Source organism: Serratia sarumanii (genome assembly GCF_029962605.1).
GTDB lineage: Bacteria > Pseudomonadota > Gammaproteobacteria > Enterobacterales > Enterobacteriaceae > Serratia > Serratia sarumanii.
Genome location: NZ_CP124750.1, coordinates 4,694,535 through 4,716,482, shown reverse-complemented (window position 1 = coordinate 4,716,482; position 21,948 = coordinate 4,694,535). Strand labels below are relative to the sequence as shown.

At 60.6% G+C, this 21,948-nt stretch carries 22 protein-coding genes; 14 read left to right on the top strand and 8 right to left on the bottom strand.

All coding sequences use genetic code 11. From position 1 onward, the window contains the following. Window positions 1-173: 173 nt before the first annotated feature. Window positions 174-893 (top strand): osmolarity response regulator transcription factor OmpR, encoded by a 720-nt coding sequence (ompR, locus tag SSARUM_RS22410; RefSeq protein ID WP_004709363.1) that lies wholly within the window; start codon window positions 174-176, stop codon window positions 891-893. Continuing rightward, window positions 890-2,260 carry a two-component system sensor histidine kinase EnvZ gene (gene envZ, locus SSARUM_RS22405; RefSeq protein ID WP_033636312.1) on the top strand — a complete coding sequence of 457 codons (1,371 nt, stop codon included), beginning with the start codon at window positions 890-892 and terminating at the stop codon, window positions 2,258-2,260. The genes ompR and envZ overlap by 4 nt, the downstream gene beginning before the upstream one ends. Before the next feature lie 34 nt (window positions 2,261-2,294). Here envZ and SSARUM_RS22400 read toward each other — a convergent pair whose 3' ends face one another. The 7 genes from SSARUM_RS22400 to SSARUM_RS22370 form a co-directional block, all read right to left on the bottom strand. Continuing rightward, a complete protein-coding gene (locus tag SSARUM_RS22400) occupies window positions 2,295-2,774 on the bottom strand; it encodes a type II toxin-antitoxin system VapC family toxin (protein ID WP_033636311.1) in 480 nt (159 codons plus the stop codon). Beyond that, window positions 2,771-3,034 (bottom strand): FitA-like ribbon-helix-helix domain-containing protein, encoded by a 264-nt coding sequence (locus SSARUM_RS22395; protein ID WP_004930730.1) that lies wholly within the window; start codon window positions 3,032-3,034, stop codon window positions 2,771-2,773. Before SSARUM_RS22395 ends, SSARUM_RS22400 begins: the two co-directional genes overlap by 4 nt. A gap of 126 nt (window positions 3,035-3,160) precedes the next feature. After that, complete coding sequence (pckA, locus tag SSARUM_RS22390) at window positions 3,161-4,780, bottom strand: phosphoenolpyruvate carboxykinase (ATP) (protein WP_039569165.1); 1,620 nt, start codon at window positions 4,778-4,780, stop codon at window positions 3,161-3,163. A 195-nt stretch (window positions 4,781-4,975) separates the two neighbouring features. Next, complete coding sequence (gene hslO / locus SSARUM_RS22385; protein ID WP_033636310.1) at window positions 4,976-5,854, bottom strand: Hsp33 family molecular chaperone HslO; 879 nt, start codon at window positions 5,852-5,854, stop codon at window positions 4,976-4,978. A 25-nt stretch (window positions 5,855-5,879) separates the two neighbouring features. Beyond that, on the bottom strand, window positions 5,880-6,287 hold the full coding sequence (gene hslR, locus SSARUM_RS22380; RefSeq protein WP_033636309.1) for a ribosome-associated heat shock protein Hsp15: 408 nt from the start codon (window positions 6,285-6,287) through the stop codon (window positions 5,880-5,882). Beyond that, the gene (gene yrfG, locus SSARUM_RS22375) at window positions 6,284-6,964 is read right to left on the bottom strand and encodes a GMP/IMP nucleotidase (RefSeq protein WP_033636308.1); all 681 of its coding nucleotides are present in this window, start codon (window positions 6,962-6,964) and stop codon (window positions 6,284-6,286) included. Before yrfG ends, hslR begins: the two co-directional genes overlap by 4 nt. A gap of 98 nt (window positions 6,965-7,062) precedes the next feature. Then, window positions 7,063-9,198, bottom strand: a complete 2,136-nt coding sequence (locus tag SSARUM_RS22370; protein WP_060427176.1) for an intracellular growth attenuator family protein — start codon at window positions 9,196-9,198, stop codon at window positions 7,063-7,065. 444 nt (window positions 9,199-9,642) lie between these two features. Here SSARUM_RS22370 and nudE point away from each other — a divergent pair, with 444 nt between their 5' ends. Further along, entirely contained in the window at window positions 9,643-10,197 is a 555-nt protein-coding gene (gene nudE / locus SSARUM_RS22365) for an ADP compounds hydrolase NudE (RefSeq protein ID WP_033636306.1), read from the top strand. A gap of 51 nt (window positions 10,198-10,248) precedes the next feature. Here the strand turns inward: nudE and mrcA are convergent, their stop codons facing one another. Next, the gene (mrcA, locus tag SSARUM_RS22360; RefSeq protein WP_033654851.1) at window positions 10,249-12,807 is read right to left on the bottom strand and encodes a peptidoglycan glycosyltransferase/peptidoglycan DD-transpeptidase MrcA; all 2,559 of its coding nucleotides are present in this window, start codon (window positions 12,805-12,807) and stop codon (window positions 10,249-10,251) included. Window positions 12,808-12,928: 121 nt separating this feature from the next. Here mrcA and pilM point away from each other — a divergent pair, with 121 nt between their 5' ends. The 11 genes from pilM to SSARUM_RS22305 all read left to right on the top strand — a co-directional run bounded on the left by pilM (window position 12,929) and on the right by SSARUM_RS22305 (window position 21,946). Continuing rightward, window positions 12,929-13,762 carry a type IV pilus biogenesis protein PilM gene (gene pilM / locus SSARUM_RS22355; protein ID WP_060431166.1) on the top strand — a complete coding sequence of 278 codons (834 nt, stop codon included), beginning with the start codon at window positions 12,929-12,931 and terminating at the stop codon, window positions 13,760-13,762. Beyond that, a complete protein-coding gene (locus SSARUM_RS22350; RefSeq protein ID WP_033636303.1) occupies window positions 13,762-14,301 on the top strand; it encodes a PilN domain-containing protein in 540 nt (179 codons plus the stop codon). Before pilM ends, SSARUM_RS22350 begins: the two co-directional genes overlap by 1 nt. Beyond that, the gene (locus SSARUM_RS22345) at window positions 14,294-14,788 is read left to right on the top strand and encodes a hypothetical protein (RefSeq protein ID WP_060431168.1); all 495 of its coding nucleotides are present in this window, start codon (window positions 14,294-14,296) and stop codon (window positions 14,786-14,788) included. Before SSARUM_RS22350 ends, SSARUM_RS22345 begins: the two co-directional genes overlap by 8 nt. Beyond that, entirely contained in the window at window positions 14,781-15,143 is a 363-nt protein-coding gene (locus tag SSARUM_RS22340; RefSeq protein ID WP_060431170.1) for a HofP DNA utilization family protein, read from the top strand. The genes SSARUM_RS22345 and SSARUM_RS22340 overlap by 8 nt, the downstream gene beginning before the upstream one ends. Beyond that, window positions 15,140-16,384: a DNA uptake porin HofQ gene (gene hofQ, locus SSARUM_RS22335; protein WP_049196112.1), complete on the top strand. Its 1,245-nt coding sequence runs from the start codon at window positions 15,140-15,142 to the stop codon at window positions 16,382-16,384. The genes SSARUM_RS22340 and hofQ overlap by 4 nt, the downstream gene beginning before the upstream one ends. Before the next feature lie 349 nt (window positions 16,385-16,733). After that, window positions 16,734-17,255: a shikimate kinase AroK gene (aroK, locus tag SSARUM_RS22330; RefSeq protein WP_004391482.1), complete on the top strand. Its 522-nt coding sequence runs from the start codon at window positions 16,734-16,736 to the stop codon at window positions 17,253-17,255. 106 nt (window positions 17,256-17,361) lie between these two features. Next, entirely contained in the window at window positions 17,362-18,462 is a 1,101-nt protein-coding gene (gene aroB / locus SSARUM_RS22325) for a 3-dehydroquinate synthase (protein ID WP_033636299.1), read from the top strand. Between the two features lie 156 nt (window positions 18,463-18,618). Next, a complete protein-coding gene (locus SSARUM_RS22320) occupies window positions 18,619-19,629 on the top strand; it encodes an SPOR domain-containing protein (RefSeq protein WP_033636298.1) in 1,011 nt (336 codons plus the stop codon). An 84-nt stretch (window positions 19,630-19,713) separates the two neighbouring features. Further along, window positions 19,714-20,526, top strand: coding sequence for an adenine-specific DNA-methyltransferase (gene dam, locus SSARUM_RS22315; RefSeq protein ID WP_004930319.1), 813 nt, complete (start codon window positions 19,714-19,716; stop codon window positions 20,524-20,526). Between the two features lie 51 nt (window positions 20,527-20,577). Further along, the gene (gene rpe, locus SSARUM_RS22310) at window positions 20,578-21,255 is read left to right on the top strand and encodes a ribulose-phosphate 3-epimerase (protein ID WP_004930320.1); all 678 of its coding nucleotides are present in this window, start codon (window positions 20,578-20,580) and stop codon (window positions 21,253-21,255) included. Further along, window positions 21,248-21,946 carry a phosphoglycolate phosphatase gene (locus SSARUM_RS22305; RefSeq protein WP_015379295.1) on the top strand — a complete coding sequence of 233 codons (699 nt, stop codon included), beginning with the start codon at window positions 21,248-21,250 and terminating at the stop codon, window positions 21,944-21,946. The genes rpe and SSARUM_RS22305 overlap by 8 nt, the downstream gene beginning before the upstream one ends. Window positions 21,947-21,948: the final 2 nt, after the last annotated feature.

The window sequence follows — 21,948 nt, the reverse complement described above, 5'->3', positions numbered from 1 at the left end:
GGCGATATTTTGACGAACCCCCGTCGACATTCACTGAAAATTGTTGATAAATGGGGAAAAGAATAAGCTTTGTAACAATTTCGTCTAGAATACATACCATTAAACGCTGTCTCAAATGGCAAGGTTTTCTAACAATATTCGAGTCAGGCAATAAAGCCTTTGGGAGTAATACCATGCAAGAGAATCATAAGATCCTGGTTGTCGATGATGACATGCGCCTGCGCGCACTTTTGGAACGTTATTTAACCGAGCAGGGCTTCCAGGTTCGCAGCGTTGCCAACGCTGAGCAAATGGATCGCTTGCTGACCCGTGAATCCTTCCATTTGATGGTGCTCGATCTGATGTTGCCGGGCGAAGACGGCCTGTCCATCTGCCGCCGCCTGCGCAGCCAGAGCAACCCGATGCCGATCATTATGGTCACCGCCAAAGGTGAAGAGGTCGATCGCATCGTCGGGCTGGAAATCGGCGCCGACGACTACATTCCTAAACCGTTTAACCCGCGTGAGCTGTTGGCTCGCATTCGTGCAGTGCTGCGCCGCCAGGCTAACGAGCTGCCGGGCGCGCCTTCGCAGGAAGAAGCGGTGATCGCGTTCGGCAAATTCAAACTGAACCTCGGCACCCGCGAGATGTTCCGCGAAGACGAACCGATGCCGTTGACCAGCGGCGAGTTCGCGGTACTGAAGGCGCTGGTCAGCCACCCGCGTGAACCGCTGTCGCGCGATAAGCTGATGAACCTGGCGCGTGGCCGCGAATACAGCGCCATGGAGCGCTCCATCGACGTGCAGATCTCTCGCCTGCGCCGCATGGTGGAAGAAGATCCGGCGCATCCGCGTTATATCCAGACCGTTTGGGGTCTCGGCTACGTGTTCGTCCCGGACGGCAGCAAGGCATGAGGCGATTGCGCTTTTCACCGCGTAGCTCGTTTGCCCGAACCCTGTTGTTGATCGTCACCCTGCTGTTCGTCAGCCTGGTGACGACCTATCTGGTGGTGCTGAACTTCGCCATCCTGCCCAGCCTGCAGCAGTTCAACAAGGTATTGGCCTACGAAGTGCGTATGCTGATGACCGATCGGCTGCAGCTGGAGGACGGCACGCTGCTGGAAGTGCCGCCGGCGTTCCGCCGCGAGATCTACCGCGAACTGGGCATCTCTCTCTACACCAACTCGGCGGCGGAGGAGAGCGGCCTGCGCTGGGCGCAGCACTACCAGTTCCTCAGCCAGCAGATGGCGCAGCAGCTCGGCGGGCCGACCGATGTGCGGGTGGAGGTGAACAAGAACTCCCCGGTGGTGTGGCTGAAAACCTGGCTGCAGCCCGATATCTGGGTGCGCGTGCCGCTGACGGAAATCCACCAGGGCGACTTCTCTCCGCTGTTCCGCTATACGCTGGCGATCATGCTGCTGGCGATCGGCGGCGCCTGGCTGTTTATCCGCATTCAAAACCGCCCGCTGGTGGAGCTGGAACATGCGGCGCTGCAGGTGGGCAAGGGGATTATTCCGCCGCCGCTGCGCGAGTATGGCGCTTCCGAAGTGCGGTCGGTGACTCGCGCATTCAATCAGATGGCGTCGGGCGTCAAGCAGCTGGCGGATGACCGCACCTTGCTGATGGCCGGGGTTAGCCACGATCTGCGCACGCCGTTGACGCGTATCCGGCTGGCGACGGAGATGATGAGCGCCGAAGACGGCTATCTGGCCGAGTCGATCAATAAAGACATCGAAGAGTGCAACGCCATCATCGAGCAGTTCATCGATTATCTGCGCACCGGGCAGGAGATGCCGACCGAAAGCAGCGATCTGAACGCCATTTTGGGCGAGGTGGTCGCGGCGGAAAGCGGCTATGAGCGGGTGATTGAAACCGCGCTGTCGCCGGGTGAGCTGATGATGAACGTGCACCCGCTGTCGATTAAGAGGGCGGCGGTGAACATGGTGGTGAACGCGGCGCGTTACGGCAACGGCTGGATCAAGGTGAGCAGCGGCCGCGAGCTGCAGCGCGGCTGGTTCCAGGTGGAAGACGACGGCCCGGGCATCAAGCCGGAAGAGTTGAAGCACCTGCTGCAGCCGTTCGTCCGCGGTGACAGCGCGCGCAGCACCAGCGGCACCGGTCTGGGGCTGGCGATCGTGCAGCGTATTATCGATGCGCACGACGGTGAGTTGGAAATCGGCACCAGCGAACGCGGCGGGCTCTTGATCCGCGCGTATATTCCGTTGCCGATGGAGAAAAAAGAGTCGGCCAACGGCCATCAAACCGCCAGGGAAAACGCCTGACGCGCTTGGCGCGGGCCGCGTCGTTGCGGCCCCGTCAGGACTTCCTGCTCATCACGTAGTATTCCGCCGCATCCTCATGCAACCGACGGCCGGTCGGCGCCTGCCACGGATCGATTAACTCGATGCCGCAGTGGAGGAAGTCTTTGGTATTGCGGGTAGCCAGGGCGGCGCCGTAATGCAGGCAGGTGGCGGCGATTTGGGCATCCGGCACGCTCATCGCTTTACCCAGAAGCCGATTCCTTGCCGTCAATTCCGCGTATTGCATCGCGCACAGCCCATCAAACGGCAATATCTGCCCCTCGAACTTCAATTCAAGAGCGTCCGCCAATTTGAGCTTGAGATCCCGCTGGCGCTTGCCGTCAGGCATGCAGGCGACGCCGCTGAACAGTTCGGCCAGGACAATGGCGCTCAGATAGAGATCGTCATTGTCCTTTTCATTTAGCCAGTTAATGACGTTGTAGTACGGGCTGGGGCGCAGCGTTTCTGAAATGACGTTGGTGTCGAGAATGATCATGCGTTGTCATCTTCATCATCAAAGGTGACGATGCGTGGTGGCACGGCGTCACGCGGTGGGATCTCCAGCTCGACGCCGCCAAATTCGGCGAAGTGCTGATGCATCCAGGTACCCAATCCATAGCGCGGCGGCTTTTTCACCAGCGCCTGTTTCAGGATCATGCGCGCTTCCTCTTCCATGGAATGGCCGTTTTTCGCCGCTGAAATACGCAGCAGCTCTTTGATTTCGTCGTCCAGATTTCTGACGGTGATAGTAGCCATTGAAACCTCCTTTGCTATCAATGATTGCATTGACTTATTTTCTCGCCTTGCTGGTTAAAAAGCAATCGCTGAAAATAAAAAAAGGCGCGGGATCCGCGCCTTAGCTGAAGAGGTAACGCTACCGAATTACAGCTTAGGGCCGGCGCTGACCAGCGCGGCACCCGCAGGTGTGTCGGTGTATTTGTCGAAGTTGGTGATGAAGCGCTCGGCCAGATCCTGCGCTTTTTCCTGCCACTGCTCGAGGCTGGCGTAGGTATTGCGCGGATCGAGGATTTCCGGGTTCACGCCCGGCAGCGCGGTCGGCATCGCCAGATCGAAGATCGGCAGGGTGACGGTTTCCGCCTTGTCGATTTCACCGCTCAGGATGGCGTCGATGATGCCGCGCGTATCTTTGATCGAGATGCGCTTGCCGGTACCGTTCCAGCCGGTGTTGACCAGGTAAGCCTGGGCGCCGGCGGCCTGCATGCGTTTCACCAGCACTTCGGCGTACTGCGTCGGGTGCAGCGACAGGAACGCGGCGCCGAAGCAGGCGGAGAAGGTTGGCGTCGGTTCGGTGACGCCGCGCTCGGTGCCGGCCAGTTTGGCGGTGAAGCCGGACAGGAAGTGGTACTGAGTCTGGTTGGCGGTCAGACGCGATACCGGCGGCAGCACGCCGAAAGCGTCGGCGGTCAGGAAGATCACCTTGTTGGCGTGACCCGCCTTGGACACCGGCTTGACGATGTTCTGGATATGGTAGATCGGGTAAGAAACGCGGGTATTCTCGGTTTTCGAACCGTCGTTGAAGTCGATGCTGCCGTCGGCCAGCACGGTGACGTTTTCCAGCAGCGCGTCGCGTTTGATGGCGTGGTAGATGTCCGGCTCGGCTTCTTCAGACAGCTTGATGGTCTTGGCGTAGCAGCCGCCTTCGAAGTTGAACACGCCGTCGTCGTCCCAGCCGTGCTCGTCATCGCCGATCAGCTGACGCTTAGGATCGGTGGAGAGGGTGGTTTTGCCGGTGCCGGACAGGCCGAAGAACACCGCCACGTCGCCTTTCTCGCCCACGTTGGCCGAGCAGTGCATTGAGGCGATGCCTTTCAGCGGCAGCAGGTAGTTCATCATCGAGAACATGCCTTTCTTCATTTCGCCGCCGTACCAGGTGCCGCCGATCAGCTGCATGCGCTCGGTCAGGTTGAAGGCGACGAAGTTCTCCGAGTTCAAGCCTTGCTGCTGCCAGTTCGGGTTGGTGCATTTGGCGCCGTTCATCACCACGAAGTCCGGCTCGAAGTCAGCCAGCTCTTCGTCGCTCGGGCGGATGAACATGTTTTTCACGAAGTGCGCCTGCCAGGCCACCTCGGTGATGAAGCGCACTTTCAGGCGCGAGTCGGCGTTGGCGCCGCAGAAGGTATCCACCACGAACAGGCGCTTGCCGGAAAGCTGTTCGGTGACCAGGTGTTTCAGATCGGCCCACACTTCCGGGCTGAGGGGTTTGTTGTCGTTTTTGCCTTTGCCCTGATCGGCCCACCACACGGTATCGCGGGTGATGTCGTCGCGGACGATGTATTTGTCTTTCGGCGAGCGGCCGGTGAAGATGCCGGTATCGACGGAGACGGCACCCAGCTTGGTGACTACCCCACGCTCAAAACCTTCCAGAGATGGGTCTGTTTCTTCCTTAAACAGCAGTTCATAGCTCGGGTTGTGAACGATTTCGCTAACGTCGTGAATGCCGTAAGCGGCCAGATCCTGAGGGGTTATACCTTTAACGCGCATGTTACTACTCCTTGGTCACAGAATTTCTGGCGGCAATTGTAGGGATCTAACGGTGCGTAACAGCGATGGGTATCAAATATTTAACGTTTTAGGCGGTATTTCGTTACGATCTGAGAGATAGCACACGGAAAAAAGCAAACGTGCAAACGGCGGGCGTTGGCGGGCGCCGGGCGCGCCCGCCGAAGGGGGTATAACTTAGTGCAACCTGTCGCTTTCGCCGGTATTACCCGCATACAAGGCGGCAACATCAACCGGGTCAAAGACATAGTGGCTGCCACAGTAGTCGCAGTGCATGTCGATATTGCCGTCCTGCTCCAGCATGTCCGCCACTTCGTCGGTCGGCAGGGTCAGCAGTGCGTCGGCGCAACGCTGGCGTGAACAGGTGCAACGGAACTGCACGTCCTGCGGTTCGTACAGGGTGACTTCTTCCTGGTGATACAGGCGGTACAGCACTTCGTTGGCCGGCAGGCCGAACAGCTCTTCGCTTTTTACCGTGTTGGTCAGTTGCACCAGATGATCGAAATCATCGAGGTTGCCGTCCTGCGCCGGCAGCACCTGCAGCAGCATACCGGCCGCTGCGGCGTGGCCTTCCGCTTCGCCGGTGCGGATGAACAGGCGGGTTGGCAGCTGTTCGGACTGGCGGAAGTAGGCTTCCAGGCACTCGGCCAGGGTTTCACCTTCCAGGCCGACCACGCCCTGATAGCGCTCGCCTTCCGTCGGGGAAATGGTGATGACCATGACGCCGTTGCCGATCATCTGATGCAGGGTGCTGTCGTCGGCGATAGGCGCCTGGGTGCGCGCAACGCCGCGCATCTCCTGGCGGTTGTTGCCGTTGATCACCGCCAGCTTCAGCGGGCCGTCGCCCTGCAGCTGCACGGTGATGTCGCCGTCGAACTTCAGGGTCGCGGTCAGCAGACTGGTGGCGACCAGCAGCTCGCCCAGCAGCTTTTGCACCGGCGCCGGGTAGTCGTGATTATTCAGGATCTGCTGATAGGTTTCGCTGACGGTAACCAGCTCGCCGCGCACCGCGTAGTTTTCAAACAGGTAACGGTGCAATTGGTCATGGTTGGACATAATCTTCTCTCATTGCGGTGAGGGGTTATTCCGGCTCACCAAATTTAAATTTCATCAGGTCGCGCCGCTCCTTTTTGTCCGGACGGCGGTCCGGATGCGGCATGGTCAACGCGTTCATCTTGCGCGCCAGCGCCATTTTTTCGCGGTTGGCGATGCTGGCTTCGGTTTCCTGATACATTTGCTGCGCCTCGCCGGCGCCGCGGCGTTGGCTGCTCAGCGCCAGCACGATCACGGTTCGTTCTTCGTTACCCTGCCGCAGCTTGAGCTCGGCGTTGAGTTCGACAATCTTGCTCGGCTTGCCGCGCTGGCCGTTGTAATGCACCTTGCCGCCGTCGATCATTTCGCGCGCCAGCGCGCGGGTCTTGTAGAAGCGTGCGGCCCACAGCCACTTGTCCAGCCGGACCGCGTCGTCGCGCGTCGCTTTTTCCTTCATGCTTCCCCCTTGGCCAGCGCCGGTATCAGCAGGCGATAGTCGCGCATCGACGGATGGCGCTGGAAGCTTTTTTCCGCCGTGCTGGAGTCCGGGTTTTGCACGCCCAGGCAGTAACGAATGCCGAAAGCGCGCGCCGCGTCGAGGATCGGCTCGCCGTCGTCGACGAACAGCGTGCGCTGCGGATTGAATCCGGTGTGCTGCTGCACCGCCTGCCACAGACGCTGATCTTCTTTCGGATAACCAAATGTGTGGGTGGAAAACAATAAATCAAGGTGCCGATCGAGGCCGGTATGCTCGATTTTCACCGCCAGGCTGTGCGGATGCGCATTGGTCAGCAAAATGGTTTGCAGGCCGGCGTCGCGCAGCGCCTGTAAAAACGGCTCGGTGTCTTCGCGCAGCCGGGCGCGGCTGCCCACTTCGCTGGTCATGCGGTAGATATCCAGATCCAACCGCTCGCTCCAGTAATCGAAGCAATACCAGTTCATGGTGTGCTGCACCGCCTGATATTCCCGCTCAATGATATTGCGGGCTTCGTCGAACGGAATGGCGCGCCTTTCGCTCAGCGCCTGCGGCACCAGGCTAAGCCAAAAGTGGCTGTCGAACTCCAGATCCAGCAAGGTGCCGTCCATATCCAGCAGCACGGTATCGATCTGCGGCCAATCAAACTCGGGAACCATAAAAACTCCACGGGCGGACCGACGGGCGGTCCGCAGATGAGAATAATAGCGTTAGCGTAGCATAAGCAGATGACAGGGCGGAGGCCCCGACGCCAGGTTCAGGCCATCGGCCGCATCGACATCGGATTGAGCTGCGGATTGAAGCAGCTGTCGTAGTAACGCTGGATATCGGCGACGCGGTGCTGATTGATGCGCCGACGCTGCACCAGCCGCCAGGCGTTATAGCCCAGGCTGATGACCACCGCCAGCAACAGCAGGCTGGTACCGAGGTAGCGCCACAGGGTGATCATGTCCGGTTCGCTGTGCAGCGCCACGTGGCGGGTGCCGTTGGCGTCGACGCTGAGGCTGGTGATCACCCCCTGCGCCTGGAACGGGGTATGCAGCAGCAGAGTGGAAAGGCGCTGCAGCTCATTCCACTGGTCGAGGGCGTTGTATTCGCTCTGCGGCGCCGAGGATTGCGGGTGGCTGACCAACTGGCGGCCTTCGTCGCTGCGGATCAGGAAACCGCCCGGCGGCGGGCTGTTGAGCGCCGCGGCGGCCAGACGCGTTTCATTGAAGATGAACGACGACGTGGCCACTTTGGTCAGGCTGTCCAGCGATTCGGCACTCACCGGGCGCAGCAGCACGTTGACGCCTTGCAGCGCGCCGGATCTGGCGCGTTTCACCAGGCCGCTCCAGTTTTTGGCGTTACCCAGGTTGACCAGGGCGTTTTTCAACCGCACGCAGTCATTTTCTGCCTGACACAAATCCTGTGTTTTCAGAACGATATCAGAGAAGTCATCCAACAGGATCATGCCGGATTTCTCGATGGCGCTGGCCAACTGCGGGTTGACCTTCTGATCGGCGCCGCTCGGATGCAGCTGGCTGTTGACCGTAGCCAGCAGGGCCGTCGCTTTGTCTATGACTTCCGATTCCGGCTGCGGCAGCGGGGCGGCGTTGTTCCAATAGATGCCGGAGCAGTCGAACGGCGCGAAATTGGCGGCGCCGCCACCGTTGGCCGGCGGCGGCACATAGCACATGCCGCTGCCGCGCACTTTCAGCGTGTCGCCGATGCGCAGCGGCGTGGCCTCCAGCGCCTGTACGCTGGTCACTTCCACTTTTTGCGCGCCCTGCAGCCAGGCCATGCTGAGGGTCAGCGGCAGGTTGAGCGGGATATAGATCAGCAGCAACAGCAGCACCAGCGCCGAGCTGGCGACCAGCACCGCGTTGCGGCCCCACTGCTGCAGCGGGAAGTTCTTCACTTCGTCATGCAGCGAGAGGAAGCGCCCCTGGCGCACCACCTGCCGATTGAGGTAGACGTCCACGTCGGTGGTCTTGCCCAGGTCCTGCGTCAGGTAAGGCTGCCAATGCGGCGGGTAGATAAGATCGATGATGCCGAGCGAAATGTTGCTGATCTGCCCCTGGCCGGATTCGCCGAACAGGCCCCAGCGCTTCGGCGTGCCGCGCAGACAGTGGATCTCCTTCAGCTCGCGTGAGGCCGGGCGACGGAACAGATTCCAGCATCCCCAGGCGATCATCAGCACCGCCACGAAAATCATCCAGGGGATCACCAGTACCGGGCTTATCAGGCTGAAGAACAGCAGCAGCAGCGCGGCGGAGATGATGACGGCTTCACGGATGCCGTTCGGCCGGTTCAGCGCATGCTCTTCCGGCGTTTCCTTGCGAATATTGACCAGCTCGACATGCTCGCTCTCCTCCTTGCGGATGGACGCGTTTTTGGTCGGCGCGGCGGTCACCACCGGCGGCTGCGGCCGGTCGTGAATATGATCTTTCAGCGAATGTCCGTTGAGCGAAATCACCAGCGGCAGCGTCTGGGTTCTGATCACTTCCACATGGTTGTCGGCGGTGATATACGGCTCCCAGAACGGCGGCAGATGCACCTCTTCAGCGTCGAGGTAATAGCGCCATTTATTGGGATCGTCGCTGGCCAGCCCGTAGCGGGTGATGGCGTGCGTGACGGGATAAACGTTATCGCTTTGCGGGGTGAGCGCCAGCTTGGCCGCGGGCAGCGTAGCGCCGCCGCCGGGCAACAGTTTGTTGCTCAGCTTGTTTTGCTGATTGAGGTAGAATTCGACCGCGGCGCGCTCTTCGTCGGTCAGCTTGCGGTGGGCTGGTTTGATAAACGGCAGCGCGTGCGCCAGCGCCGACGGGTTGCGGGCCTTGAACCACAGGTACAGACCGGCGGCAATCAGACAGACAAGCACTAAGGCCAATATCAACACTATTGTGCTCATGCAATCCCCATCTCACACCGTGAATTTCGCCAACCTGATGAAAAGCTGAATATTATACGGAGTAAACCGCCAGGAGGCACCCAGAACTAATGAGGGAACAAACAGATTCTCGCTCTGGATCTCATTCCTTCATGACGCAAGGCCATTTTATCACTGATTCTTGCCTGCGTGATACTAGCAACCGGCCTCTGCCGTCGATATCGGCATTATCCTATTTTCTTGCACGCTGTTTGCTGAATCAGTACGGAAAATCGCCGGCCGCTGGCTACGCTTGTTAAAAGAAAGTAAATTACTGCTCATGCGCGTTGCGGCGGAGCTTGCCCTTAACGCACAATGTGATCAGGATCGAATTTGGTCAGCGTTTGAGCGCCTACGAGCCGTGCGTTACGCCAATCATTATTTCGGTTGCCCCGTCCCCGTCTGGGTAACCTTTTTGAGGCAATCATGGATAAACACCTGCAAAAACCTAAAATTCTGAAAGTGGAAACGGTCGCGCGTTCGCGTTTGTTCAACGTCGAGTCGGTCGATTTGGAATTCAGCAACGGGGTTCGGCGGGTGTATGAGCGCATGCGGCCTTCGGATCGCGAAGCGGTGATGATCGTGCCGGTGATTGGCGATGATCTGCTGCTGATCCGCGAATATGCGGTGGGCACCGAATCCTATGAGCTGGGGTTCCCGAAAGGGCTGATCGATCCCGGTGAGGGCGTGCTGGAGGCGGCCAACCGCGAGCTGATGGAAGAGGTGGGATTCGGCGCGAAGCGCTTTGATTTTCTCAGCAAGCTGACGATGGCGCCATCCTACTTTTCCAGCAAAATGAATATCGTGCTGGCGCACGATCTCTATCCGCAGAGCCTGGAAGGGGATGAACCAGAGCCCCTGCCGCAGGTGCGCTGGCCGATCGCCAACATGATGGCGCTGCTGGCGGAACCGGATTTCCGTGAGGCGCGCAACGTCAGCGCGCTGTTCCTCTCCGAGGCGTTTTTGCGCGCATCGCGCTGATACGCTTCGCGCCGAACAAAAAAAGGGCCAGATTTCTCTGGCCCTTTTCGATCAGAACAGCTCGTGGCTTTCACCGCCCGGATCGGTCAACGTGGTGCCGGTATCGCGCGATGGGTAGTCCGTCGGCTGCGTTCCTTCGATGAAGTACTCGGAACGGCTGCCGCCGCCGCCGCCAGAGAGCTTGCCGCTGCTCTTGTCGATGGTGACGCTGATGATGCCCGGCGGCGGCGTGACTTTTTGCTCCGGGATGCCTTCCAGCGCGGTCTTCATGAAGTCGTCCCACGCCGGCTGGGCGCTCTTGGCACCGCCTTCACCGCCGGAAATTTGATCCGGGATGGCGCCGGATACCGTCGACCGGCCCAGATCGCGGCGGTGATCGTCGAAACCGATCCACACCGAGGTCACGGTATCCGGGCCATAGCCGGAGAACCAGGCGTCCTTGGAACTGTTGGTGGTACCGGTTTTGCCGCCGATATCATGACGCTTCAGATCGCGCCCGGCACGCCAGGCAGTACCCATCCAACCCGGTTCGCCGAAGATATTGCTGTTCAGCGCGTCGTGGATCAAGAAGGCCAGCTGTGTGCTGATGACGTGCGGCGCATACTGTTGGTCGCCGTCCTGCTGTACCTGAGCCGGGGTAACCTGCTCCAGCTGCGGCATCGGCACCGTGCTGTTGTTGCCTTCCTGCGAGGTGGCGACGTTTTCGATGTTGTCGTCGGACAGCACCGCCGAGCGGTGGGTGTCGCCGTAGATCACCGGCAGGTTGCAGCTGCTGCACACCACTTTCGGTTTGGCTTCGAACACCGTATTGCCGTTGTCGTCTTCAATTTTGGTGATGAAGTACGGATCGACCAGGTAACCGCCGTTCGCCAGCACCGCGTAGCCGCGCACCAGCTGCATCGGGGTGAAGGAGGCGGAACCCAGCGCCAGCGATTCGGTATGCACGATATTCTGCGCCGGGAAGCCGAAGCGCTGCAGATATTCCGCCGCGTAGTCGACGCCCATCGCGCGCATCGCGCGCACCATCACTACGTTCTTCGATTGCCCCAGCCCCTGCCGCAGACGAATCGGGCCGTCGTAGGTCGGCGGCGAGTTCTTCGGCCGCCAGTCTGTGCCGGCGCCGGCATCCCAACGGGTGATCGGCAAGTCGTTCAGGATGGTGGCCAGCGTCAGGCCTTTATCCATCGCGGCGGTGTACAGGAAGGGTTTGATGTTCGAACCTACCTGGCGCAGCGCCTGTGTGACGCGGTTGAATTTGCTCTGGTTGAAATCGAAGCCGCCGACCAGCGCTTTCACCGCGCCGTCGTTCGGGTTGATCGAGACCAGCGCCGAGTTGACGTCCGGCACCTGCGACAGCCACCAGGCGTCGTTCACTTTGCGCACCCATACCTGCTGGCCGGCCTGCACCACGTCGGTGACGCGTTTCGGCGTAGGGCCTTGCTGAGTGTCTGAGCGATATGGCCGCGCCCAGCGCATGGTCGCCATCGGCAGGGCAATGCTGCTGCCGTCGGCCAGCATCGCCGTCGCTTCCTGCGGGTTGGCGGCGGTAATCACCGCCGGCGCCAGCGGGCCGTAGTTCGGCAGGTTTTTCAGCGAATCGACAATCTGTTTGCGATCCCAGGCCGCTTCGCCGACTTTCCACAACACGTTGGACGGGCCGCGATAGCCGTGGCGCATGTCATAGGCCAGCACGTTGTTGCGCACCGATTCCTGCGCCGCCAGCTGCAGCCGTTTGGTGACGGTGGTGTAAACCTTGTAACCGTCGGTATAGGCGTTTTCACCGTAGCGCTTGATCATCTCCTGACGCACCATCTCGGAGAGATACGGCGCGGAGAAGCTGATTTCCGGCGCATGGTAATTGGCGACCAGATCTTCGGAACGCGCCTGATCGTACTGCGCCTGCGTGATGTAGTGTTCGTCCAGCATGCGCGACAGCACCACGTTGCGACGGGCAACGGCGCGATCGTGCGAATAGAGCGGGTTGAAGGTGGACGGCGCTTTCGGCAGGCCGGCGATGGTCGCCATTTCGCTCAGGGTCAGCTGACTGACGTCTTTGCCGAAATAGACCTGCGCGGCGGCGCCCACGCCGTAGGCGCGGTAACCCAGATAGATCTTGTTCAGATACAGCTCAAGGATTTCATCTTTGGTGAGCATCTGCTCGATGCGCACCGCCAGGAAAGCTTCCTTGATTTTACGCATCAGGGTGCGTTCCGGGCTTAAGAAGAAGTTACGCGCCAGCTGCTGGGTAATGGTACTGGCCCCCTGTGAAGCGTGGCCGGAAACCAGCGCGATGGAGGCGGCGCGGAAGATGCCGACCGGATCGACGCCGTGGTGATCATAGAAGCGGCTGTCTTCGGTGGCGATGAATGCGTGCACCATCACCGGCGGAATTTGATCCAGTTTCAGCGGAATGCGGCGCTTCTCGCCGTATTGGGCGATCAGTTCGCCATCGGCGCTGTAGACCTGCATCGGTATCTGCAGCCGCACATCTTTCAGCGTTGCGACGTCGGGCAGCTGTGGCTCGACATATTTGTACAAGCCAAAAATCGAGGCTGCTCCCAGCACAATGCAACATACTGCAAGGATTAGAAAATACTTTACGAACTTCACCTGAGATTTCCCATTTCTAAGTCATTTGGGCAGTTTATAAACAACCGCGCGGTAGTATAAAGGCAAGCCTGCGACATGGATATGTTCTTTTATCATCTGATGTTATGGAGGCTTGCGAAACATGTTCCCTCAAGCATGGCAGGTAGGGCTGGATATACAAATCGACTGCGTGCGGGCGGTGGCGGCCCAACGCCGCCGCAACGGCTGGCAGCTGCGCCACTGGTGGCAGCAGGCGCTGCCGCAGGCGGTTTTGCGCGATGGCTGCCTGCAACCTTCCGAATTCCTGATCCGGGCGCTGCGGCAATGGCGTGTCCAGCTGCCGCGACATATTTCCTTACGCATTGCTCTGCCGGCGCAGCGCGTGTTGCAGCAGCGCATGACGCAGCCGGACGCGCGGCTGCGCGAGCCGGAACGCAGCGACTATATCGGTGGCCACGGTTTGAAGCAGTTCCCGCTCGACGGCCAGACGTTGGCGCTCGACTATCGCGCCGCGCCGGCGGATGAGGCGGCGCTGCTGTTGACTGCTGCGCGGCGGCAGGAGCTGCAGCAGTGGCTGCATTGTCTGCGTCAGGCTGGCCTGCATCCGCAAGCGGTCGATATCACCCCCTGTGCGCTGCGCATGATGGCGACGGCGGCAGGCGTGCCGCCCGCAGCGGGGCTGATGCACCGTCTCGAACGAGAATGGCTGTGGGTGGCGCCGGCCGACGGCGCGTTCGCTTTTGGTCTGGCGCCGGGCGACGATGACGCGCAGGCGCTGCGGGCGCTGCAAGCCCAGATGCCGCTGGGCGACGATCGGCCGATCTATGCCGGCGGCGTGCTGGCGGGAGCCTTGCCCGCCGGTTGCCTTGGCTGGTCGCCGCTCAGCGCCTTCACGCAGCTGCGTCCGCCGTTGCCTGCGCATCCTTCGGCGTTCGCGTTGGCCGGTGGTCTGGCGCTGCGCGAGGAGGATCGCTGATGTATCAGGTCAACTTTCTGCCCTGGCGACAACGCCGCGAGCGGCGGCGCGGCTATTTCTGGCTGGGCGTGCTGCTGTTGCAGGTAGCGGCGCTGCTGCTGGCACTGTTCCTGATCGCCGGCCAGCTGCGGCATCAACAGGCGCAGCGGCAGGCGCGGCTGGCGATGCTGGGTGAAGAGCTGGCGGCATTGACGTTGCTCGTCCGCCAGCAGCAGCAAGAGCGGGCGCAGCGAGCGTTGCACAGTGTCCGCGCCGAACGGCAGGCGAGCAACGCCCAACATAACCGGCGTTATTTGCAGCTGCTGCAGCAATTGTCCTCCAGCGTTCCTCCCCCGCTGTGGCTCACGGCGCTGGACAGCGATGCGGCGAACGGCCTGCGGTTGCGTGGATTGAGCCGCTCTCCTGCGGCCATCACGCAGTTCGAACGACGGCTGGCGGGGATGCCTGCGTTGCCACGGCTGCGTTTGGCTGAGGTGGCGCAACGCGAAGACGGCCTGTACTCCTTTCACCTGGCGGCGCGCTGGGGGCGTGATGGATAGCCGTTTGTCATCCGGGCTGCGTTTCTGGCTGAGCTTGCCGGGTTGGCTATTGCTGGTGGCGCAAGGGCTGGGCATCGGCGCGTTGGCGCTGTTGGGCGGCGGCTGGATGCTGCAAGACGAATGGCGTCAGCGGGAAAGCGCGGCGGAGCGGCAACAGCGCCTGTTGCAACAGATCGCCATGGTGCAGAGCCAGTTGGAAGAGACGCCGCAAACCGCTATCCCTGCAGCGGCGCTTGCGCCGACCACCACCGGCGATCTGGCGAGCGTGCTGCAACGAGCGGGGGGCGCCTTGTTGCGCTGGCAGCGGCAGGAAAAACCGCCGCGGCAAACGCTGAGCTTGCGCATTGACTACGCCGGTTTGCTGGTGCTGCTGGAGGCGCTGCCCGCCGATTTGCGCCTCCAGCAGCTGAGCGTGGAGACACCGCCGCAGGGCATGACGGCGCGGTTGGTTTTACAGGATGCCGCCGAGGAGCAGGCCGATGAGTAAAAGACCTGGCCGTTGGTGGTGGCTGCTATGGCCGTGGGCCTTATGCGCTGAGCCGCGCGATCCGTTTGCGTCGCCTCCGCTGCCTGCTTGTGCCCAAACGGAGGCATCGCCGGCGGGCTGGCGACTGAAAGGCGTCATCGGGCACCCGGCGCTGCGCTATGGCTGGGTGGTGACGCCGGCGGGGCAATGGCTACGCCTGCGGCCGCAGCAGCGGGTGCTGGCCGAGCGCTGGCAGGTGACGCAGGTGCAGGCGCGCAGCCTGACGTTAACGGCGCTGGCGGTCGAACCGGATTGCCCGGCGAGCCAGGGCGACATCTCGCTCATGATGGACAACAACAAGGATGGCAAACCATGAAAGGACGCGCTGGATTGGGCGTGGCGCTGTGGTGCCTGGCGCTCGGCGCCGCGCAGGCGCAGGATAAACAGCAGGTTTCCCTGGAGTTTCAGGATGCGCCGGTGACGGTCATCCTGCAGGCGCTGGCGGATTATCGGCAGATGAACCTGATCGCCGCGCCCGGCGTGAGCGGCAACCTGACGCTGCGGCTGGAGAATGTGCCCTGGCCTCAGGCGCTGGCGCTGACTCTGCGTATGGGCAAGCTGACGATGACGCGGGAGGGGAGCGTGATGCTGATCGCCCCGGAGCCGGACGCGCAGGAAAAAAAACAGCAGCGAGAAGCGCTGGCGCAGCGGCAACCGCTGCACAGCCTCACCCTGACGTTACAAAACGGCGATGCGGCGGAGATTGCCGAAAGCCTCAATGCCCAACGCGGCACCTTGCTCAGCGAGCGTGGCAGCGTGCTGGCGGATAAGCGCACCAATACGCTGCTGCTGCGCGACACCGCGCCAATCCTGGCGCAGTTGAAAAAACGGGTGACGGAAATGGACGCGCCGCTGGCACAGGTGCAGCTGGCGGCGCATATCGTGACCATCAACAGCGAAAGCCTGCGTGAACTCGGCGTGCGTTGGGGATTGGCGCCCGACGACAGGCCGACGCGGCCGCTGCGGCCGGGCAATCTCGGCGTCAACCTGCCGCTGGAGCGCAGCGCGGTGAACGCCGGTTTCCACCTGGCGCGCATCAGCGGGCGTTTGCTGAGCCTCGAGCTGACGGCGCTGGAGCAGGAGAATCAGGTGGAGATCATCGCCAGCCCGCGCCTGCTGACGGCGCATCTGCAAACCGCCAGTATCAAACAGGGAACCGAGATCCCTTACGAAGTGTCGAGCGGCGCCAGCGGTGCGACCGCGATCGAGTTCAAAGAGGCGGTGCTGGGCATGGAGGTGACGCCCAAGGTGTTGCCGGACGGACGCATCACGCTGACGCTGCACATCAGCCAAAATATGCCGGGGCGCGCCATCAGCCGGGGCGCGGGGGAAGCGCTGACCATCGATAAACAGGAGATTAAGACGCAGATCACGGTGAAAAACGGCGAAACCCTGGTGCTCGGCGGTATTTTTCAATGGCATAGCGGCAAGACGGCGGACAAGGTGCCGGGATTGGGCGATGCACCACTGCTGGGGGGCTTGTTCCGGCAAAGCGGCGCGCAACAGAAAAAACGCGAGCTGGTGATCTTCATTACGCCGACCCTGATTAAGGGATAAGCGGCTGCCTGTCGGCCGGGCGGCAAATCTCCTAAAGTTGATGAGCAGATACACTTTTTTATCCCCTTGGGGGGATCTGCGTTTGACGCTGCGGCCGATTTAGCTTACAAGGGTTACCGAATTGAGCACCGAGGTTTTTTGTTAGCGTCAAGACGCCGTTAAAAACATATGGTTTCCCTCCCGCGGCGTGGATTGCGATTTATTCGGTTGCCAAACTACCAAGAGTGTTGAGATAATTTTTCGTCTGATCTCGCACTATCGCTCATGAGGTTTCAGTTTAGGTCCCGCCGCTGATTTGATTGGCGGGGCGGGTTAACATTAACGAATTGTCTTAGTAATACCGAAAAACATGGCAGAGAAACGCAATATCTTTCTGGTTGGGCCTATGGGTGCCGGCAAAAGCACTATTGGCCGTCAGTTAGCTCAGCAACTCAATATGGAGTTCTTCGACTCCGATCAAGAAATTGAGCGACGTACCGGAGCTGACGTGGGCTGGGTATTCGACGTGGAAGGGGAAGAAGGTTTCCGCGATCGTGAAGAAAAAGTCATTAATGAACTGACGGAAAAACAAGGGATTGTGTTGGCGACCGGCGGCGGTTCGGTGAAGTCGCGCGAAACGCGCAACCGTCTGTCCGCGCGCGGCGTGGTGGTCTATCTGGAAACCACGATCGAGAAGCAGCTGGCTCGTACCCAGCGTGATAAAAAACGCCCGCTGCTGCAGGTTGATTCTCCGCCGCGTGAAGTGCTGGAAGCCTTGGCGAAAGAGCGCAATCCGTTGTATGAAGAGATTGCCGATGTCACCATCCGCACCGACGATCAGAGCGCTAAAGTGGTTGCCAACCAGATCATCAACATGCTGGAAAGCAACTGATTGCCGATTTTCGCGTTCGCCGTCGGCCAATGCGGAAAACTGATTTGTGTTCCCCGCTGTTGCGGGGATCAACCACCGCCGCACCATACAGAGAACTGAGCGCGACATGGAGAGAATTACTGTAACGCTTGGGGAGCGCAGCTACCCGATTACCATCGCCGCCGGATTGTTTAACGATCCGGCTTCTTTTATGCCGTTGAAGGCGGGTGAGCAAGCGATGTTGGTCACCAACCAGACCCTGGCGCCGCTTTATCTGGAGCGTGTCCGGCAGGTGCTGGAGCAGGGGGGCGTCGTGGTGGATCAGGTGATCCTTCCCGATGGTGAACAGTACAAATCTCTGGCGGTGTTGGAGCAGGTGTTTTCGGCGCTGCTTGAAAAACCGCACGGGCGCGATACCACGCTGATCGCCCTCGGCGGGGGCGTGGTCGGCGATCTGACCGGCTTCGCCGCCGCGTGCTACCAACGCGGCGTGCGCTTTATTCAGGTTCCCACCACGCTGTTGTCGCAGGTGGACTCCTCCGTAGGCGGCAAAACCGCCGTCAACCACCCGCTCGGCAAAAATATGATCGGCGCTTTCTATCAACCCGCTTCGGTGGTGGTTGATCTGGATTGCCTGAAAACGTTGCCGACGCGTGAACTCTCTTCCGGCCTGGCTGAAGTCATCAAATACGGGATCATCCTAGATCGCGAGTTCTTCGTCTGGTTGGAAAACAACATCGATGCGCTGATGGCGCTGGATATGCAGGCGTTGGCGTACTGTATCCGCCGCTGCTGCGAGTTGAAGGCCGAGGTCGTGGCCGCCGACGAACGCGAAAGCGGCCTGCGCGCCTTGCTGAATCTGGGCCATACTTACGGCCACGCCATCGAAGCCGAAATGGGCTACGGCGTATGGCTGCACGGCGAAGCGGTGGCTGCGGGCATGGTGATGGCGGCGGAAACCGCGCGCCGTCTCGGCCAGTTCTCGGTTGAAGATATCGAACGCATCAAAGCGCTGCTGCTGCGCGCCGGCTTGCCGGTCTGCGGGCCGCAGGAAATGACGCCGGAATCCTATCTGCCGCACATGCTTCGCGACAAGAAAGTGCTGGCGGGTGAATTGCGTCTGGTGCTGCCGACCGCGATAGGTGCGGCGGAAGTGCGCGGCGGCGTAGGGCATGAGCTGGTGTTGGCGTCGATCGCCGCCTGCCTGCCTGAGCAGCAGCGTAATTAAATCGGACTAAGTAACAGTGGCTTAGCCGCCATTTGCATCTATATTAATACAGTGAGCAGAGCACGACGGGTGTCGCTTTGCCATCATCGGGTTAATCTGCCCGTGCCACGGTAGGTCTACGGTGGTGGGCTTTTGCCTCTAGTTGGAGGGTTTCAGATGGACGAGTTTAAACCGGAAGACGATCTCAGACCTGATAGCAGCGATCGTCGTCCTACGCGTTCGCGCAAGCCGGCCGCCGCGCCGCGCTTCGCCGTTTCGCGCCAGCATTTGATGATCGGCATCGGCATTTTGGTGCTGTTGCTGCTGATTATCGGCATCGGTTCCGCCTTGAAGGCGCCGACCAAGCATGAAGCGGCTCAGGATAGCGGCGCGCAAAACGGCGCGGCCCGCGATATCAACCTGTCCGGTTCTTCGTCGCTGACCACCGCCAATAACGGCGTGCCGGGCGGCACCACGGATACCCATGACAACAACGGCGTGAGCGCGACTCAGCCGCAGCAACCGCAGAACGTCAGCGTTCCGCCGATCTCAGGCACGCCGACCGAAGCGCAAACTCAGCCTCAGCAGGGCGGTGCGCAGCAGCGCGTCGATCTGCCTGGCAACATGGCGGATGCGCTGTCGCAGCAGCAAGGGCAGGTGGATGCCGCGACCCAGGGCATGACCGGCGCAGCCTCGACGCTGCCGACCGCACCGGCGACGGTGATGAGCGGCGCCGCGGCGCGCGAAACGACTCGCCCTGTGCAGGGCACCGCGCAGCAACAGCATAAAACGCCGGCGAAAACCGCCGCCAAGCCGAGCGCGACGCAGCATAAATCACCGACCACGGTGTATACGCCGCCTGCCAAGCCGTCTTCTACCGCGAAAGCGGGAGCGGTCGCCAGCAGCGGCAGTTCGCTGCAGTCTGCGCCAGGCAGCCATTATACCTTGCAGCTGAGCAGCGCTTCGCGTTCCGATACGCTGAACGCCTACGCCAAACAGCAGAAGCTGCAGAACTACCTGGTGTACGCCACCAAGCGTGACGGCAAACCGTGGTACGTGCTGGTAAGCGGCAACTATGCGTCTTCCGCAGAAGCGAAGCGCGCCATTGCTTCGTTGCCGGCGGATGTGCAGGCGAAAAAACCGTGGGTCCGACCTGTACACCAAGTGCAGCAAGATCTTAAAAAATAAATCATTTAAATTTGTGCGCTGATGTGCTGTCTGAAACAGAGTACAATCCGCCGCTCTGAATTGTATAAGTAGCTAATTGACGGCATGAAGAAAAACCGCGCTTTTTTAAAATGGGCTGGTGGAAAATACCCGCTGGTAGATGAGATTCGTCGCCATCTGCCGGCGGGAGACTGCTTAATCGAGCCCTTCGTGGGTGCGGGATCCGTCTTTCTGAATACGGATTACGACGCCTACATTCTCGCCGACATCAATAGCGATCTTATCAACCTGTATAACATCGTTAAGCTGCGCACGGATGACTTCGTGCGCGATGCCCGCACGCTTTTCGCCGATGAATTCAATAACTCGGATCAGTTTTACCTGCTGCGAGAAGAGTTCAATACTAGCACCGAGCCTTACCGCCGGGCGCTGCTGTTCCTGTACCTGAACCGCCACTGCTATAACGGCCTGTGCCGCTATAACCTGCGCGGCGAGTTCAACGTGCCGTTTGGCCGGTACAAGAAACCGTACTTCCCGGAAGAAGAGCTCTACTGGTTTGCCGAAAAATCGCGCAATGCCACTTTTGTCTGCGAGCATTACCGCGATACCATGGCGAAGGCCGTGGCCGGCGCCGTGGTGTATTGCGATCCGCCTTATGCGCCGCTGTCGGCGACGGCGAATTTCACCGCCTACCACACCAACAGCTTCAGCATCGCCGATCAGCAGAGCCTGGCGCATCTGGCGCACCAGCTCTCGGTAGAGAGCCAGGTACCGGTATTGATCTCCAATCACGATACCGAGCTGACGCGCGACTGGTACCAGCATGCCGCGCTGTATGTGGTGAAAGCGCGCCGCACGATCAGCCGCAACATTCTCGGCCGCAGCAAAGTGAACGAGCTTTTGGCGCTGTATCGCTAAGCCGGGGGCACCCCGGCGCATAACAACTCGACCCTACGTTTGGAGAAGCGGATGAAAAAGTTTTTGATTGCCCCGTCCATTCTGTCGGCAGATTTTGCCCGGTTAGGTGAAGATACCGCCAACGTGCTGGCCGCAGGCGGCGACGTGGTGCACTTCGACGTGATGGACAACCACTACGTGCCCAATCTGACCATCGGCCCGATGGTGTGCGAAGCGCTGCGCAACTACGGCATTACCGCACCGATTGACGTGCACCTGATGGTCAAGCCGGTGGATCGCATCGTGCCTGATTTCGCCAAGGCCGGCGCGTCTTATATCTCTTTCCACCCCGAAGCTTCTGAGCATGTCGATCGCACCATTCAGCTGATCAAAGAGCACGGCTGTAAAGCCGGCCTGGTGTTCAACCCGGCCACGCCGCTGAGCTACCTCGATTACGTGATGGATAAAATCGACGTGATCCTGCTGATGTCGGTTAACCCGGGCTTCGGCGGCCAGTCGTTCATTCACGGCACTCTGGACAAGCTGCGCCAGGTGCGCAAGCTGATTGACGACAGCGGCCGCGATATCCGCCTGGAAGTCGACGGCGGGGTGAAGGTGGACAACATCGCCGAAATCGCCGCCGCGGGCGCCGATATGTTCGTCGCCGGTTCCGCCATCTTTGGCCAGCCGGACTACCGCAAGGTGATCGACGAGATGCGCAGCGAGCTGGCGAAGGTTACCCATGGCTGATTTTGGCGCGATCCGCGCATTGGCCTTCGATCTGGACGGCACGCTGGTCGACAGCGCGCCGGGTCTGGCGGCCGCCATCGATATGGCGCTGGAAGAGACGGGCCTGCCGCAAGCGGGTGAAGAACGGGTTGGCACCTGGATCGGCAACGGCGCCGACGTGCTGGTGCAGCGCGCGCTGCGCTGGGCGGAAGCGGAAGGCACGCCGGAGCAGTGCAGCCGGCTGCGTGAACGCTTCGACCATTTCTACGCGCAGACCGTCGACAGCGGCAGCCGCCTGTTCCCGCAGGTGCAAGAGACGCTGGCCCGACTGGCCGCGCACGGTTACCCGATGGCATTGGTGACCAACAAGCCGACGCCGTTCGTGGCACCGCTGCTGGCGGCGCTGGGCATTGGCGACTATTTCTCGCTGGTGATCGGCGGCGACGACGTGACGGAAAAGAAACCGCATCCGGCGCCGCTGTACCTGGTGCTCGGCAAGCTTGGGCTGCGGGCGCATGAACTGCTGTTCGTCGGCGATTCACGCAACGATATTCAAGCCGCGCAGGGTGCCGGTTGCCCGAGCGTCGGCTTTACCTACGGTTATAACTACGGCGAATCGATCGCCCTGAGCCACCCCGATCGGGTGTTGGAGCGCTTCGCCGATTTGTTGCCCGCTCTTGGGCTGTCATCTTTAGAGAATCAGGAAATTTAAAC